The 16,863-nt window shown below is 59.5% G+C and carries 11 protein-coding genes; 3 read left to right on the top strand and 8 right to left on the bottom strand.

The window, feature by feature from the left end; genetic code table 11:
- Positions 1-74: 74 nt before the first annotated feature.
- Both AC1AX7_RS04430 and AC1AX7_RS04435 read right to left on the bottom strand, forming a co-directional pair.
- Positions 75-548: a MarR family winged helix-turn-helix transcriptional regulator gene (locus tag AC1AX7_RS04430; RefSeq protein ID WP_476508894.1), complete on the bottom strand. Its 474-nt coding sequence runs from the start codon at positions 546-548 to the stop codon at positions 75-77.
- A 159-nt stretch (positions 549-707) separates the two neighbouring features.
- Positions 708-2,252, bottom strand: a complete 1,545-nt coding sequence (locus AC1AX7_RS04435) for an amino acid permease (RefSeq protein WP_476508895.1) — start codon at positions 2,250-2,252, stop codon at positions 708-710.
- A gap of 750 nt (positions 2,253-3,002) precedes the next feature.
- Between AC1AX7_RS04435 and AC1AX7_RS04440 the strand changes: the two genes are divergently transcribed.
- Entirely contained in the window at positions 3,003-3,722 is a 720-nt protein-coding gene (locus AC1AX7_RS04440) for an ATP-binding protein (RefSeq protein WP_476508896.1), read from the top strand.
- Between the two features lie 79 nt (positions 3,723-3,801).
- Here the strand turns inward: AC1AX7_RS04440 and AC1AX7_RS04445 are convergent, their stop codons facing one another.
- Both AC1AX7_RS04445 and AC1AX7_RS04450 read right to left on the bottom strand, forming a co-directional pair.
- Positions 3,802-7,476 carry an FtsX-like permease family protein gene (locus tag AC1AX7_RS04445; protein ID WP_476509030.1) on the bottom strand — a complete coding sequence of 1,225 codons (3,675 nt, stop codon included), beginning with the start codon at positions 7,474-7,476 and terminating at the stop codon, positions 3,802-3,804.
- 9 nt (positions 7,477-7,485) lie between these two features.
- On the bottom strand, positions 7,486-8,187 hold the full coding sequence (locus tag AC1AX7_RS04450) for an ABC transporter ATP-binding protein (protein WP_476508897.1): 702 nt from the start codon (positions 8,185-8,187) through the stop codon (positions 7,486-7,488).
- 335 nt (positions 8,188-8,522) lie between these two features.
- Here AC1AX7_RS04450 and AC1AX7_RS04455 point away from each other — a divergent pair, with 335 nt between their 5' ends.
- Positions 8,523-10,028 carry an amino acid permease gene (locus AC1AX7_RS04455; RefSeq protein WP_476508898.1) on the top strand — a complete coding sequence of 502 codons (1,506 nt, stop codon included), beginning with the start codon at positions 8,523-8,525 and terminating at the stop codon, positions 10,026-10,028.
- 291 nt (positions 10,029-10,319) lie between these two features.
- Entirely contained in the window at positions 10,320-10,919 is a 600-nt protein-coding gene (locus tag AC1AX7_RS04460; RefSeq protein WP_476508899.1) for a DUF1648 domain-containing protein, read from the top strand.
- Positions 10,920-10,998: 79 nt separating this feature from the next.
- Here the strand turns inward: AC1AX7_RS04460 and AC1AX7_RS04465 are convergent, their stop codons facing one another.
- From AC1AX7_RS04465 to AC1AX7_RS04480, 4 genes are all read right to left on the bottom strand, one after another.
- The gene (locus tag AC1AX7_RS04465) at positions 10,999-11,922 is read right to left on the bottom strand and encodes a DUF4928 family protein (RefSeq protein ID WP_476508900.1); all 924 of its coding nucleotides are present in this window, start codon (positions 11,920-11,922) and stop codon (positions 10,999-11,001) included.
- Positions 11,923-11,934: 12 nt separating this feature from the next.
- Positions 11,935-13,113 carry a DNA cytosine methyltransferase gene (locus AC1AX7_RS04470; RefSeq protein ID WP_476508901.1) on the bottom strand — a complete coding sequence of 393 codons (1,179 nt, stop codon included), beginning with the start codon at positions 13,111-13,113 and terminating at the stop codon, positions 11,935-11,937.
- A gap of 242 nt (positions 13,114-13,355) precedes the next feature.
- Complete coding sequence (locus AC1AX7_RS04475) at positions 13,356-14,501, bottom strand: glycosyl hydrolase (protein ID WP_476508902.1); 1,146 nt, start codon at positions 14,499-14,501, stop codon at positions 13,356-13,358.
- Positions 14,502-14,589: 88 nt separating this feature from the next.
- Positions 14,590-16,704 (bottom strand): alpha-galactosidase, encoded by a 2,115-nt coding sequence (locus tag AC1AX7_RS04480; RefSeq protein WP_476508903.1) that lies wholly within the window; start codon positions 16,702-16,704, stop codon positions 14,590-14,592.
- Positions 16,705-16,863 lie beyond the last annotated feature (159 nt).

Consider the following 16,863-nt stretch of genomic DNA (forward strand, 5'->3'; position numbering starts at 1 on the left):
ATTACGCACAATGCTGAGCGAATACTGAAAGCACGTCGATTTTCCCGACGGCAGAATTCCCCGCTGCCAGCGGCTTACTTTTCGAAGGCCTCTTTGATCTGTTCCGGCGTGGGCTCCGGGCCGCCCGGCTCGCGCAACGCCATATAGGTGAGGAATTCCTCTGCCAGATCGACGAATTCGCGGGTACGCCGCTCCCCCATCTGCGAGAAGATCCAGCAGATGGATTCCTTCATCGCCTCATGGTCCCGCCGGGCTTGCTCGGTTCCGGCCTCGGTGATGGTCACAATCACATTGCGGCGATCATCGGGATCGACTTGTCTGGAGACCAGACCCTTTTTCTCCAACGAGCCAAGTATGGTGGACACTCGGCCCGAGCTCACCCGCATCGCATCCGCGATCCGCGAAGGCGACAGCGCACCGCGCTCCCGCAGCTGACGCAAGGCGAAACGCTCCCCCTTCGATGAGCGCATCATCCACTGCTCCATTTGCGAACGATGGACCATGGAGGCGTGAATCAACGCCTGCAGCGCTTCCTGCTCAAACCCCATAAATCGCGCCTCCTATCGCGTCAATCATTATGCGGACTCCCATATTAGCTCACACCGTCAACTATTCATACCACAAAAGGAATGCGGCGCCGCACAGCGCAGCACCGCATTCCTGCAAATCAGCCGACATCGGTCATCAGCCGGCATCAATCACCGACGCTATTCGCCAACGCCTTTCAGCGACGCCTTCAGATCGCGGCTCTGCCAGCGTTCGTGCAGCAGACAATAGCCGCCGAACACGGCCAGCCAGGCCAGGCCCGCGATGGCCGAGCCGCGCGTATCGGCCCCGATGAACAGCGTGCAGTACACGAACACGAAGAACACGATCGCCAGCGTGTTCGTCACCTTCCAGGCCGGCATCAGGAAACCGTCGGCGATGAAATCGGAGGAGCGGCGGTAGCGGCGGTGCGCGACCATCGTCAGCACATAGATGAAGATGATGACCGCGCTCGAAGCCGACGAAAACAGCACGAACGCATCGGACATGCCCGGGATCGCATTGATGATCGGAGACAGCAGGATCAGCGCGGCGGATGCGACGATCGCCCTCGCCGGCACCTTCCGGCTCGAGACCTCACCCAATTTCGAGAACGTCGGCGACTTCGACTCCGAGGCCAGCTGATACAGATGGCGGCCCGCCGAGTACAGCAGCGAGTTCAGCGCCGAGGACGCGGCGGTGATCACCACGAAGAACACCAGCGCTGCGGCCCAGTCGAGGCCCGCATATTTGAACACCATGATGAACGGGGACGCGAACGAGCCGTCCGAATTCGGCTGGAACACATCCCACGGCACGATCACCATGATCGCGGCCAGCGCGCCGACATAGAAGATCAGCACGCGCACGATGATCTCATTGATGGCCTTCGGCAGCACCTTGCGAGGATTCTCCGTCTCCGACACGGTGACGCCGACGAATTCGATCATCTCATAGGCGAAGAACACCATCTGGAAGCTCATCAGAAAATTCAGCCAGCCGTTCGGCGCCAGCGAAAAGCCGTCGGTGATGTTATCGATCCCGGCATGGCCCGCCGGCGAAATCGCGTCCTGCCCCGGAATCCGCACGGCGTCGTAATGGTAGCCGACCACCACCATGACGACGGCGGTGGCGATCATCGCGCAGATCAGCGTGATCTTGATCATCGAAAACCAGAACTCCGCCTCGCCGAACGCTTTGACCGCGATCAGGTTGATCGTGGTCAAAGCGACCAGGAAGCACAGTTCGATCAGCCATTTCCAATGCGAAAGGTCGATGCCGAACGTGCTGAAGAACGTGATGAAATACGTGCTGACCGCAGTGATCTCGCTCATGCCGATGAGGATCAGCACGATCCAATACGACCAGCCGGCGAATCTGCCCCAGCCGTTGCCCAGATAGCGGGTGATGAAATTGATGAACGTATGCTGGCTGGGGTCGCGGTACATCAGTTCGCCGATGCCGCGCATCAGCAGGAACATGATCAGGCCGACGCCGATGTAGACGAACATGATGCTCGGTCCGGTCAACGCGATCGACTTGCCGGAGCCCAGGAACAGGCCCGTGCCGATGGTGCCGCCGATGGCGATGAACTGCACGTGCCGGTTGTTCAGGCCGCGGGCCATGTCGTTGCCGCGGTCGAGCGATTCGACGGAGGCGAGGCCGCCTTGCGCGCCCGATCCGCCGTCGGACTGCGTTTGATGGGAGGGTTCAATGTTGTTGCTCATAATGCTGCCTTAGCCTACCCGCACCCCAACCACGTCATGTTACGAACATGGCAAACTTGGACAGCAGACACTGATTTCACTTTCGTCAACAATACTGTGTTCGTAAACAAGATGTCCATAAGCACAGTAATCGCAAGCACCTTGCTTACGAACACAGTAGAATAACGAATTGCGGTCATAGCCAAGGACACCCGGAAAAAGAGAACACCCATGTTCGTAGGCAGAGCCCGGGAATTGCAAATCCTCGAATGCCATTATTCACTCAACAAATTCCAAATGGTGGTCGCATATGGCCGTCGTCGCGTTGGAAAAACGGCTCTCATCAACCAATTCCGCAAGTAGCGCAGCGCATTATGGTTCACGGCCAAAGAGCAAAGCGACGCCGCGAATCTGCGTGATTTCCCGCAACGCATTTTCGAATTCTTCAACGAGCCCGCTCCATCCACAGGATTCGTCAACTGGGACGAGGCCTTTTCTTTCATCGTCAAACGCACCAGCGAAAAGCCGGCACAACCTTTTATTTTCGTCTTTGACGAATTCCCCTACGCGGCCATTGCCGACCCCCCTCGCCACCGTCAACACTGCAAATCGCCATCGATCATCATTTCAAATCGACCAACGTGCTTATGGTGCTGTGCGGCGCTCGGCGGCACTCCATATTATTGGGAACAAGTCGACGCCAACCTGTCATTCCAAGACAACATCGCCGCCCGCTGCTTCAACCAATCCGGCATTCTCTATGAAGAGCCGATGATGCCGATGCGGCAAGAATTACGCGAACCTGCATTGTACAGTTCAATTCTTGACGCAATCGGCGCCGGACGCACCAAGCCAAAAGAAATCGCGGAATATGCAGGTGTGGAATACAACACCGTCGGCTCGTATTTGCGGACATTGGATCAATTGGGAATCGCCGAACGGATCGTGCCATTCGGCGAAGATCCGACGCATTCCCGTAAAGGGCTGTGGAAAATCAAAGACCCTTTCTTCGCATATCGGTACAAATTCGTAAGCCCCGCACGCGCAATCATCGACACCGGACGCGGTGATCTTGCGGCGAGAACAGCCGTCGGAGGAGCGGTTTTCGACACGTATGTCGGACAGCAATTCGAAGACATGTGCACGCAATGGATTCTCGCGCATCGCGATGAGGAATCGTTCGGATTCCCGCCCACGGCAATCGGCAAATGGTGGGGCAATGATCCGCTGGCGCGCGAACGCACCGACATCGACGTGGTCATGGCGGATTCCATCAATCACAAAGTACTGCTCGGCGAATGCAAATGGCGGGAGCACGTGAATGAAACCGAAGCCATTGACAGGCTCCGGGCACGGTCGGCGTTAATCAAAAACAAAGGCGAACGCGTGTTTTACCTATTCACCAGGCATCCCTCCAGCGAGGCAACGCAGGCAAAGGCAGACGCAGATCCGCAATTATTCCTTGTAGACGCCGAGCATATGTTTGCGTAGTGCCGCGCAGACCATAATGTTTGCACAGACCAGGCTCAAAACCGTTACAGCCATATGGTTTTGACGGTTTTGAGCCGTGCTACTCCACGCTTTTCAGCGAGCTGACGGGATCGATGCGGTCCAGCACCGGATTGGTGAACAGGTGCACGATGATGGCGAAGGCCATGGTGACGGCCGCGGCGATCAGGTAGCTCCACGGCTTGACCTCCACTTCGAAATACAGCGACGGCATATTCAACGCCGCAGTGAGCAGGCCGCCTATCCAACGACCCAATGGCAGGCCCATCAGCATGCCCACGGCCGTCAGAATCAGCATTTCCTTGTTCACATACGTGTGCACTTCGCGATCGTAGAAGCCCAACACTTTCAGCGTGGCCATTTCGCGCACACGCTCCGACACATTCGTATTCGACAGCGTGAACAGCACGACCAGCGCGAGACCGCCCGCCAATCCCACAATCAGCACGACCACGGCGCTCATCAGATCGAAGCCGAAGCTTTCACGCATATCATCCGTGCTGAGGGCGCTCAATACGGCAGGCTCGTCGCTCAACTGCCGCACGTAATCGATTTTCTCCGCATCCGTGCCCTTCAGCGTGGCCAGCATCGCATTCCATGTCAGTGGCGCGGATACGCCGAATGCGCTGCGATACAAGGATTCGCTGATATACACGTCCGAGCCGATGAGATTGCGTGATATTGCGGCGACCTTCACGTCGGCATGCCGCATTGCGCCGTCGCGCAGCGTAATCGTATCACCGGCGTTGACGCCAAGCGCATTCGACGCGGATTGCGCCACAATCACACCGGAATCACCCAACGACAATGTGTCATGCTTGCCGCTCGCGTCATTCAACGTGACCATCGTGTTCAATTCGGCGTTCTGCCCGTCGGGAATAATCATCAACTGCACGGTTTCACCGGCATTGTCGTATGCCATATCGCCGCTGTCGATGCGCAGATCCATGGTCTGCTCGGTTTTGCCGTCCGCGGCGATCATGCCACGCATCGCATCCGCATCCGTATCGCCGCTGACCACCATCATGTCGTACTGGTAGATGTCGCCATACTGTTTGACGCCCAACGTGTCGACGCTGTCGTTGATGGCGAAGCCGCATACGATCAGCGCGGTGCAGCCGGCGACACCGCCCACCGTCATGATCAGGCGGCTCTTGAAGCGCACGATGTTGCGCACGGTCACCTTGTTGAGGAAGCTCAAACGATTCCAGATCGCCGGAATACGCTCCAGCAGCACGCGCGCGCCGGCCTTCGGCGCTTTCGGCCGCATCAGCGCGGCCGGCGTCTGCCGCATCTCGCCCACGGCGGCGACGATCGTGGCCGCGACGACGCCGACGACGAACAGGGCGATGCCGCCGCTGCCCGTCAGCAGATCGTATTCGAGCCTCACGTCAGGGACCACATACAGGCCGGAGACGACGGTCAGCAGAAAGGCCGGGATGCCGAGGAAGCCGACCAGCAGGCCAAGGCCGCCGCCGATCAGGCAGGCGAGCGCGGCGAACAGCACGTAGCGCAGCGCGATGGCGACATGCCCGTAGCCAAGGCCGGTGTATGTGCCGACCAGGCCGCGTTCTTCTTCGACCATGCGCGTCATCGTGGTCAGGCTCATCAGCACGGCGACGATGAGGAACACGACGGGGAATGCGCGGCCGATCGCCTCGATGGAGGTCATGTCGGATTCGAAGGAGCTGAAACCGCTGATCGAAGACCGTGTCTGCACGTACCAGGTCGCATCGGCGACGTCGCCGATGCTCTGCTGCTGTTCGGCGAATTCGTCGTCGGCCTTTTCGCGTTGTTCGTCCAGCTGCCGCTGCGCGTCGTCAAGCTGCGTCTGACCGTCGGCAAGCCGCCGGCGTGCGTCTTCCAATTGCGCCCGGCCGCTCTCCAATTGGGCTTTTCCGTCCGCCAACTGCGCGGCCTCGGCCTCCAATCGCGCGGATTGCGTTTCCAATTGCGCCGCGTTCGCTTCCAAGGTCGCGGCCTGCGCGTCAAGCTCCTGCTGCGCCGCCGCGGATTCCTGTTCGCGTGCGGTCAGCTGCACGTCCTGCGCCGCAAGCTCGTTTTCGGCCGGAATGATGGTGGTGTCGAGGGTGTTCTGCAATTCGTCGCGCTGCCGCTGCAGGCCGGCGCGCCGTTCGGTGAGCTGCTGCTGCAGCAGTGCGGCGTCGGGCGGATTGGCCGGGTCGATCTCGATGCCGAACGGCGCGAGCAGTTGCGCGACCTGCGACCACAGTGCGGCGGCGTCGCCATCGGCAGGCTCCTCATCTGGCACGTTGTTGATGACACCGATATCGGCGGCATTCCCGACGGCTTCGCCGACGGCGACATCGTTTGCGGCCTCATCGACGGCGACGTCGCCTGTCGCGGCGCCATCATCCGTCGCCGCACCGCTTTGCTGGATCCGATCAAGCAGTGCCATCGCCTGATCGAGGACGCCGATCGAAGCGTCCAACGAATTCAGACCGTCTTCGACTTGCGCTTTATTCGCCGCCAGTTCGTTTTTCGCCGCTTCAAGCTGCGCGCGCCCGCTTTCCAGCTGCGCCCGCCCCGCTTCAAGCTGCGCGCGGGCGTCCTCCAATTGCTGACGGCCTTGCGTGATCTGCACGCGCCCCTGTTCGATCCGCGCACGCCCGTCGGCTATCTGCCGTTCGCCGTCCAGCAGTGTCGCTTCGGTGGCGTCCAATTGGCTGCTGTTTTCTTCGACGGTCTGCCGATTGGCGTTGATTTCAGCTTGATTGCCGTCCAATTCGGCCTGCGCGTCGTCAAGTTGCCGGTAGGCGTCGGTCTTCGCCTCAGCCAGCGCATCCTGCGCTGCTGCGACGATCTGATCGCGCCGCGCCTTCTGCCGTTCGTTCTGCAGCTGTTCGCCGATTCGATCGGCCACTTCGTTGACGATGCGGTCATATTCGTCGGAGAACGAGTCCAGGTCGGCGGCCCCGTCGACGGTCAGATTGATGGCCGTATACACATTGCCGGTGACACCGTCGGAAGGCGCGAAAAACGTGTAATCGGAGGCCACGGATTTGCGGAACGCCGCCGAACTGTACCCTTCCGGATTGCTCAGATCCTTCGGGTCGAGCACTTGCCCGACGATCGTCAATTCCGTGGGGAATTCCGGAGAGGATTCGGCGCCGCTGTCCGCATTCCCCGCAGAAGCATCGGCATTGTCGGCGTCATCATCGGAAGAGACATCCGTCAGACCGGCGATCCCATCCGATTCGACAGGCGTCACCGTCAGATCGTCGCCGATCTCATAGCCGCTCTCCACCAGGAATTTCGCCGTCACCGCGACTTCGCCGGCCTTCTTCGGCATACGGCCTTCCTGCAGATACGGCCTGTCCATGCCATCATCGGCGATTTCGGTGATCGTCACCGTCTTGTCGGTGCCGTTCACCTTCGTTTCCACGCTCTGACTGCGTTCGGGCTGCACATCGACGACGCCGTCGATATCACGCAGCGCGGCCACATCATCATCCGTCAAACCGTAAGTGGACAACACCTGAATATCATGCAAGCCCTGCGCCGCATAAAAACGGTCGGCCGCCAGCAACGCGTCGCGACAACCCGCGTAGATGCCCGTCAATACGGAAACGCCCAACATCGAAATCGCGGCAATCGAAACGAAACGCTTCCAACCATGCAGCCAGGAGCGCAGCGTATCCTTCACGAACGCGGCAGACATGCCGGGCGCATGCGACCGGCTGCGCGCCGCATCATGCTTCCCGCCGCCAATCATCGTCCTCACCTACCATTCGATATCAGCAATCGGCATCGGCGACGGATTGATCTCCTCACTGGTCACCTTGCCGGAACGGAAATGCACGACCTTGTGCGCCATCGGAGCAAGCGCGGAATTATGCGTGATGATCATCACCGTCATGCCCTCGGAGCGGCAGATGTCCTGCAGCAGCTGCAGCACTTCCTTGCCTGTCTCATAGTCGAGCGCGCCGGTCGGCTCGTCGCACAGCAGCAGTTTCGGCTTCTTCGCGATGGCGCGGGCGATGGACACGCGCTGCTGTTCGCCGCCGGAAAGCTGTGCGGGGAAATTCTTCAGACGGTCGCCCAAACCGACCTTGCGCAGGGTCTCCGCGGGATCGAAATGGTCGACGCAGATCTGGGACGCCAATTCGACGTTTTCCAACGCGGTCAGATTCGGCACGAGATTGTAGAACTGGAACACGAAACCGATATCCGTACGGCGATATCCGATCAGGTCCTTCTTGCGCAGGCCCGTGATGTCACGGCCGCCCACGACCACACGGCCGGAAGTGGCCGTATCCATACCGCCCAGAATATTCAACGCCGTGGTCTTGCCGGCGCCGGACTGGCCCAGGATCACCGTAAGCCGCCCCTGATCGGCGGTGAAACTCGCTTCGTCAAGCGCACGGATCACCCCGTCGCCGGACGGATATTCCTTGACCACATGGTCGAATTCGATATACGCCATTGCACACCTCCTCGGCCACACATCCCTTGTGCCGCCGCGCGCCGGCACAGGCCGCGGCGATCGCTTACCTCCATGGTAGATCAGCAGGCCTGAAGGAATCCCGAAAGCCTGCGGCGAGTCGCAGCATGTGTCCTGCAACCGGCGTCCTCCCCTCACAAGATCGCAGACGCCGTCGACCGGAATCCTGCGCCGCTATGTCATCCCATATACTGGCCCGACATGTGGGACTTCATCTTCGGCCCATACAATACGGTGATACCGCACGGAAAACCGGCGGCGATTCCGCAGCCTCCGGCGAAACCGTGCGGCGAACATCCACAGAAGAGGGGGATATCGTGACCGCCACGGCACACACATCCGACCAAACCGCAGCAGACGGCGCCAAGCTCGCCTCAGCGCATGAGGCCGCCAGCGACGATACGCCGGCAGCGCTGCGCAAATCCTTGAAAAACCGCCATATTCAGCTGATCGCACTCGGCGGCGCCATCGGCACCGGCCTGTTCTACGGTTCCAGCGAATCCATCCAGCTTGCGGGCCCCGCGATCCTGCTCGCCTACCTCATCGGCGGCCTCGTCATCTTCCTGATCGTACGGGCGCTGTCCGAAATGAGCGTCGAAGAGCCTCGCGCAGGCGCGTTCAGCTACTACGCCACCAAATACTGGTCGAAGCGCGCAGGCTTCATCTCCGGATGGAACTACTGGTTCAACTACGTGCTCGTCTCCATGGTGGAACTGTCCGTCGTCGGCTCGTTCGTCAACTACTGGTTCCCCTCGATCCCGCAATGGGCGTCGGCCGCGTTCTTCCTCGTCGTCATCATGGCAGGCAATCTGCTGGGCGTGAGCAAATTCGGCGAATTCGAATTCTGGTTCGCGATCATCAAAATCGTCGCCGTCATCGCCATGGTCATCGGCGGCCTGTACGTCATCATCGCATCCGTGCCGACCGCGTCCGGCGTGGCCGCATCATTCGCCAATCTCATCAACATCGACGGCGGATTCCTGCCGAACGGCCTCATGACACGCACCGCGGACGGCCAATGGACAGGCCTGCTCATGGCATTGGTGGTCGTCATGTTCAGCTTCGGCGGCACCGAGCTGATCGGCGTGACCGCAGGCGAAACCGAAAACCCGCGCGCCACCATCCCGAAGGCGACCAACGGCATCATCTGGCGCATCCTCGTGTTCTACATCGTCGCGTTGGGCGTCATCATGGCCGTCATGCCGTGGAACACCATCGACGGCACCTCCAGCCCGTTCGTGCAGATCTTCGACTCCGTCGGCGTGCACGCGGCCGCGGGCATCCTCAATTTCGTATGCCTCACCGCCGTGATGAGCGTCTACAATTCCGGCCTGTACGCGAATTCGCGCATGCTGTACTCCCTCGCCAGGCAAGGCAACGCCCCCGCATATCTGGGACGGGTCAACTTCCACGGCGTGCCGATGGCCGGCGTGCTCACCTCCGCCGCGCTGACCGCGGTGGCCGTCGTCGTCGTATTCGTCTGGCCGGAATTCGCGTTCAACTATCTGATGAGCATCGCGACCATCTCCGCGATCATCAACTGGACCATGCTGATGATCACCGAACTGAAATTCCGCAAGAAGGTCGCCGCCGGCGAGGGTCCGGGCGAACTGGCAGGCCTGAAGGGGCGAGAGGCGCTTGACCGCATCCAATTCAAGCTGCCGTTCGCTTCCGTGACGCCGTATGTGGTGATCGCGTTCCTCGCGATGATCGTCGTGCTGATGTGCTTCTCCCCCAGCTACCGCATCGCCGTCGTGGCCGGCGTGATCTGGCTGGCCGTGCTGTTCGCGGCGTATCAGCTGACGCAGCGGAAGAAGGCGTAGGCCGGCAGTTGCGGACGGGACGGCCGGGTGACGGCCTATTCGACGTCACCCCTTCACTCAGCTGCTGTACATGACGACTCCCGTCGGCCCTGCAGGCTTCATCGTAAGTCTGCGGGGCTTTTGCTTGCCCTGTGCACGGACGATATCGGAACGAAAACCGATGGAACAACTACTCAATCTCACACAGAGCCGCAAAACAGCCATCTGCGACAAACAATTGCATATAATATATCGCAGTGGAATTGTGGAAGAGGAAAGTGGAATGCGCCCTCGCATTCAGAGGCGACTCCAATGAAGCAACACATCACCGCCAGATTCATCAGAACCGTTCTATTGATATTTGCGGCATTGCCGGCGATGGTTTTTGCCTACTGTTACCCCTATCTTCCCGACGCTGTGCCCATGCATTACGGCAGCAGCGGAAGCATCGACCGATTCGGCAATAAGTGGGAAATCCTGATTCTTCCGGCATTCAATCTGATGATGGCGCTCGTGTGGATTTTCCTGGAATACGCCTCCATCCGGCGCCATAAAAAGCCGACGGAAGGTCTGGAAAGATCAGCCAGGCAATTTTTGATTGCAGGCATCATTCTCCAAATATGCTACAGCCTGGCCAATTACTATTTTCTCTATCGCGCTTTTGACTATCCCAGCAATAATCCGCCGAAAATCGGCATAATAGTAATTCTTCAAATAATTTTTGGAATCACAGCAATCCTTATCGGCAATTGCCTGGCTGAATCTTTCGGCACGCCGCATTCCATATTCATAACTGCATACGGCGCTGCCGTAATACTGCTATCGCTATCAATGCAGAACAAGGCATTGCTCATCAACATGGCGCTTTCCATTATTGTCGCCGTTGTTCTTGTAATTAGGCGACGGAAATAAGCGGACCGGATAGCACATATTGTCGCCATAGACATCCCTCTCTCTCTTCTATTAGACACACAGGCCCACCAAGTAAGGGCTAGCCGCCGTATTCGATGCGCAGGCTGGGATCGCTCTCATGCTCATCAATGATGCGGTTGTATGCTTCAACGAGACGCGAAAGAGTTTCACGCCGTGCCGCGCTGGTGAAGTGACCGTGCTCGTGCACGTTGCTGGAAAGGAAGGATTGCAAATCCCAAACTTCAAGGCGGTTTTCAAACCCCATATCAGAGGCTAAATCCCATGCGGTTTTGACACGGTCCCGCACAGTGATGATGATTGGATGCAGCCCAGCTTTGATGTTGCGCTGACATTTATCCATAAGCAGAGACGCAGGAGCGGTAGTGCAATGGATGGCAGTATCACCGATATTGAAATCGCCTCCACGCCCAGTCGGGTCGTCGGCGACAGATGCGCCATTGATTTCTACTTCTGGCGCAACAATGGTGAGTTTTGCTGCAACAAGGTGCTGAAGAACGGTACCGACATACATGGTGCCGGGATTTTCCTTCTGCCGCTGTGCCGCCTGCTGCAATAGATGCTCCACCGCCGCATCGACGGAAAGTGAGCTATCGGCTTCCAATTTGAACGGTTTGCCGGTGAAAAACGCTTGGATTCGTTTAATCCAGTATCGTTCGATTTCCGTGAACTGCTCCGCGGTCGGGTTCAATTCGTTGATGAGTTCGGCATAATCATGCATCAATGCCATAGTGCCGCGGCTGGTACGTCCGCCCTCTGCCGCAAGAAGCCGTGTGATGCCATACTCCGCGAGAATTTTCTGGCAATTTTCTTTGCTAATTCCCTTGACTTGGCCTTCCTTGTTCGTGCGATAGTCATCGGCATCAATGGGAAGCGTGTCTGAGGAAAAGGAGCGATTCAGTTGGATAGCCGCGGCCAAAGCTCCCTTAGTTTCTACTTTGTGAGACTTCCGGAAGTCATCGATAGGAGTCAGATTCATTTCCATCAATTGCCTCACTTATGCAACGCGATTCGTTTGCAGAATTTGTTCAGCAGACAGGTTCTTGCCGAGTGTACCGTTCAGCGCAGGCATGAAATAGTGTTTGCCGAGCCATTCCACGACAGGGACGGAAACAGCATCGCCAAAGCCAAACATCACCTGATTTGGACGAAGCCCGTCAATGTTGTAATGCGCTGCTCCCATAAGAGCAGCGTATTCGCGCGGGGTCATCCAACGAACAGAGGCTTTGCCATTGCCCAAGCGGATGACCGCCTGGCGCGACGAGCCACCACGAGCAGTACGCAGGCAGCCGGAAACATCGTCCGCACGAACTTCCCAAACCGCCTTGCCATTGCGGGTACGACGATAAGCAGTTCGATAAGAATCAGTCGCATCTCCGCGCATCGCTTCTACACGGGCTGCCTGGACAGGCGACAACGAATCTAAGAATTTTGCGGTCTTTCCTGCATCCCACCAACGTTCGTCGTCATCCTCCATGTTTTCGACGTACATACTGAGCCCAGACATCAAAGGAGATGGTGGTTCAGGCAAAGGCGCACGGTGTGTACGAAGAGAAGTATCGGCAAAGACCTGCTGCAACCAGTCAGGACGCAAAGGAGAATCGCGCTGCTCTACAGTCGGCGGGTCCTGCAAACCCACCAAAAAGAGTCGCGGACGAGACTGAGGAATAAAACGACGAGTGTCTATGGACAGTACGTCCACGGAGTATCCCAGTCCGTTGAAAGCGCGCACGGCTGCGGCAAGATCCTCTCCCGAATGGGAAGTGGCCAATCCGTTCACGTTTTCAAGAACTGCAATGGGAGGACGACTTTCCCCAAGTTCCTCAAGAATCCTCACATATTGCCAAAATGCACCAGATTGCTTGCCGTTCAATCCCGCGCGAGTGCCTGCAAGAGACAAATCAGTACAGGGAGAAGAACCCCAAGCAATAGAAGCATCATGAGGCAAATCGCTGCCAGAGAGTTCGCTCATGTCCCCTTCGATAAGCGTATGATTTGGCGCATCTCCGAAATTATTGCGGTACATCTCGCATTTGGCGGCATCGATGTCGTTCGACCATTCGACTTGAAAGCCGGCTTCTTCAAGACCGAGTCGCGCAAGACCTATTCCCGAAAAGAACTCGAGCGCTCGTGGACGATCCACGCAGGTAGCCGCATGCATGCGATCATCTTCCATGATTCCACCTTACCTTGCGCCTAATCATTGTCGTATCACGATACCACACACGTAGAACATATGTTCGATTTAAGTGTCATTGCTTAACGCAACTTGCACTATGCCAACTCCACAATGATTTCAGGAAATCGCATGAGGCCGACATCCACAACCGTGCACGAGCAAAGACCCCGCAGATGCCAATCTACAGGGTCTTTTTCACGGCTAAAATCAGACAAGCCGCCACGCGACGGGCCGATCAATCATTCCGCGCGATACATGTCGGGCAGGGTGTCGGCCAGCCGCATGAAGTCGTCGCGGACGAAATCGCGGAAATCGGCTGCGTACGGGGAATCCGGGGCCGGAGTGCCGTAGGCGCCGCCTCCGACGGCTTCCGCCGAATTACGCCAGGGCAGGTACCACAGCACGCGTCGGGTCATGTCGTTGGCTTTGGCCGCGGACAGCAGGTAACCGGTCCATGGGCGGGCCTCGTCACCGGCGTAGGCGGCGGCGAATTCCTTCGGCGATCCGTTCTCCGTGGCGGCGGCCAGCTTGCCGCGCTCTTCGCCCAATGCGCCGACCAGGCTCAGGATATTCACCAGATCCGCGTGGCGGTCGGCGGGATCCACTTCGTTCAGGTCCTGGTCGATATCCCAATAATCGTCCAAGCCGAGCACGTCCACATAGCCGTCGCCCGGATAACCGAACAGGTAGTCTGCGCGACGAGTGGCGTCGTCGGTCATGTCGATGCGGCTGCGGTCCGGCGAATAGGCGTAGAGCGCATTGTGCACGCCGCGGGCGTCGCGCAGATATTCAACGGTCATGCGCCACAGTTCGGCGTACTGTTCGGGCGCATTATCGGTCGTCTCGACCGAGGAGCCCGGGCACCACCAGAACCAGGTGCCGGTGTGCTCATGGTAGGGGCGGAACACGATCGGGATCGGCGTGCCGGCATCGTCCTTGACGGAGGTCAGGAAATCGGCGACGCGATCCAGCCAGCCCAGATACTTGCCATGCAGTTCACCGCCCGGCAGCACTGCGGCGACGGAGCCCGGCGCCATGTTCTCGCCATAACCACGCTCGGTGATCGGGTTGACCGAATGCCAGCTGACGGTCACGATCGCGCCCATATCGTAGGCGCGGCGCATTTCGCGGCGGATGTCCGAGAACGGGATGCGGTCGATGTTCCTGTCCCAGTCCAATTCGATGCGGCCCATGTCGAAGCCCCAGACGGCGGGGTATGCGCCGGCGACGGCTTTGATGTCGGAGTCGCAGTCGGCGGCATGCCTGCAGAATGTGTCGTCCTGATGGCCGAACATGGAGAATTGCCCGGTCGCCTGATGCAGCGCCTCGAACAGGTCCTGCGCGGTGGGCGTGAGATTCGGGTCGACGGGTGTCCAAGTGTTCATAAACGTTTGCTCCTTTGCCTGCGGGCCGGAATGCGACGTCGCTTCCGGCCCGTTCTGCTTATTGCGTTGACGGTCGTTGAGGATTGCGTCAGATTGCGGTCACTTCCAGCACGATCGCCTGCATCGGCCACAGATTCGGCGTCTGCAGGCCGATTTCCGCAAGCAGCAGACCGCTTGCGACGAATCCATCCTCGCTTTGCGCCGCGGTCAGCCATTGCGGCGTCACCCAACCCCAGTGCGATTCGCCGATGTCCCGACGCAGGCGGACGCGGTATCGGCGGTCGGCGTCAAGGCCGCCGATGCGCAGTCGTTCGGCGAGCACGTCGCGAATGTTGTCGACGGTGGCCACGACCCATACCGCATGTGTGCGGTCGGCATTGGTGACTCCGCGCGCACGCAGGGACGGGTCGTTGAAATCGGCGTGGCTGACGCGCCCCGTGTGCAGCAGCCCCCGCAGCTCCTTGTACAGAGCGACGAAGGATTTCAGCTGCGCGACTTCCTCGTCGGAGCATTCGAGGATGTTCCATTCGAAGCCGGAGCAGCCCTCCAGCGAGATGGCCGCGCGGTAGCTCAGGTCGGCGGCGCGCCATGTGGAATGCGCCGGGGACGGTCCGACGTGTGCGCCGATCATTTCCGGCGGCACGATGAGCTCGGTCCAGCGTTGGATGTCGACGCGGTCGCGCGGATCGTTCGAATCAGAGCCCCAGATGCGGTCGGCGTGCTGTAGGATGCCGGCGTCGGTGCGGGCGCCGCCGGACGAACAGCTTTCGATTTCCAGACCGGGGAACTCGCGTTTCAGATCGTCGAAGAGACGATAGCAGGCTTCGGTCTGTTCATGAAGGCCGTAGCGCCCGTCGCGCACCGGCTCGGTGACTTCACGGTTGTGGTCCCATTTGATGTAGTCGACGCCCAGCCGTCCGATCAGCACGGCCATCTGATCGCGTACGTGCCTGTAGGCTTCCGGATTGGCCAGATCGAGCACGTATTGCGTGCGGTAGGAGATGTCTTCCCGGCAGGGAACCGCTTCGGGCGCGGCCAGGATCCATTCGGGATGCTCGCGGGCGCAGTCGGAGTCCAGGTTGACCATTTCCGGCTCGAACCACAAGCCGAATTCCATGCCCGACTCGTGCACGTGCCGCGCAAGTCCGTCAAGGCCGTTCGGCCAGACGGCGGGGTCGACCTCCCAGTCGCCCAAGCCCTTGGTGTCGTCACGGCGCAGGTGGAACCAGCCGTCGTCGAGCACGAAACGCTCCACGCCGACTTCCGCCGCACGATCGGCCAAACGCTTCAGGGTGGCTTCGTCATGGTTGAAATACACGGCTTCCCAAGTGTTCAACGTGAACGGGCGAGGCTTGGCGACCGGGTCGACGTGGCCGGGCATGGCGCGCAGCCACGTGTGGAATCGCGCCGCGATGCCGTCGAGTCCTTCATTGCTGTAGGCGAAGCAGACTTCCGGCGCCGTGTACCGTTCCCCGGCAGCGAGACGGATCTCGCCGGGGCCTAGCAGTTCGCCCGCGCCCAGCACCGGTTCGTGGGCCGGCAGATTGTCGATGCGATACGTCTGGTTGCCGCTCCATGCGAGATGGCAGGCCCATGCTTCGCCGTCGCTCCAACGAGGCTCCCCTACGGAGGCGATGAACATCCACGGCGTATCGTGGCCGGTTTTGCCGCGACGGCAGTCCCGCGTCATGGACCCGACCGGCAGCGGCGTGGTGGCCGGTTGCTTTTCGAGCGGCCAACGGCCGGTGAACTGGGTGAGCCTGTTGACGCGCTTCGGCATCGGCAACGTGGAATCCAGCCAGTTGACGGTCAGAGGCTCCGCGACGGCGTCCGAAGTATTGGTCACTGTCTGCCGCACGACGGCAAGGCCGCCCTGTTCCATCGACAACGTCATTTCCAGCTTCAACGCGTTGACGGCGTCCTCGGCCACGATGCAAACGCCAACAATCGCGTCGGCGTCGGCATTAATCGTTTCAGTCGCGACCGAAGTCCACCGCGCGAACACCGGAGCCTCGCCGCGATGCGCCTCCAGTCCCGGGCGGCCGGCCCACGCCTCGGCGCCCTGCGGGAGCAGGGACGGGCGCCACGCGGCATCCGGCTTGTTCGGCGGGGTATCCTTCAACGTCATCGCGTCCAACGCGACCAACGCGGATTCCTCGGTGCCGACGCCGAAGTCGCGACCCCAATATTCCACTTGCGGCATTTCATTTTCCGGCGTTTTCAGAATGATGCATACGCCGTCACGACGCATTACGAGATGTGGCCCCTGGTCGAACATCGAACCGCCTTTCGTTGTGTTACCTTCCTTGGTGAAGCCCCGACCCGTGATCGTCACCGGACGGGCCGCGCAAACACACCATCA

Source organism: Bifidobacterium sp. LH_449, assembly GCF_056356755.1.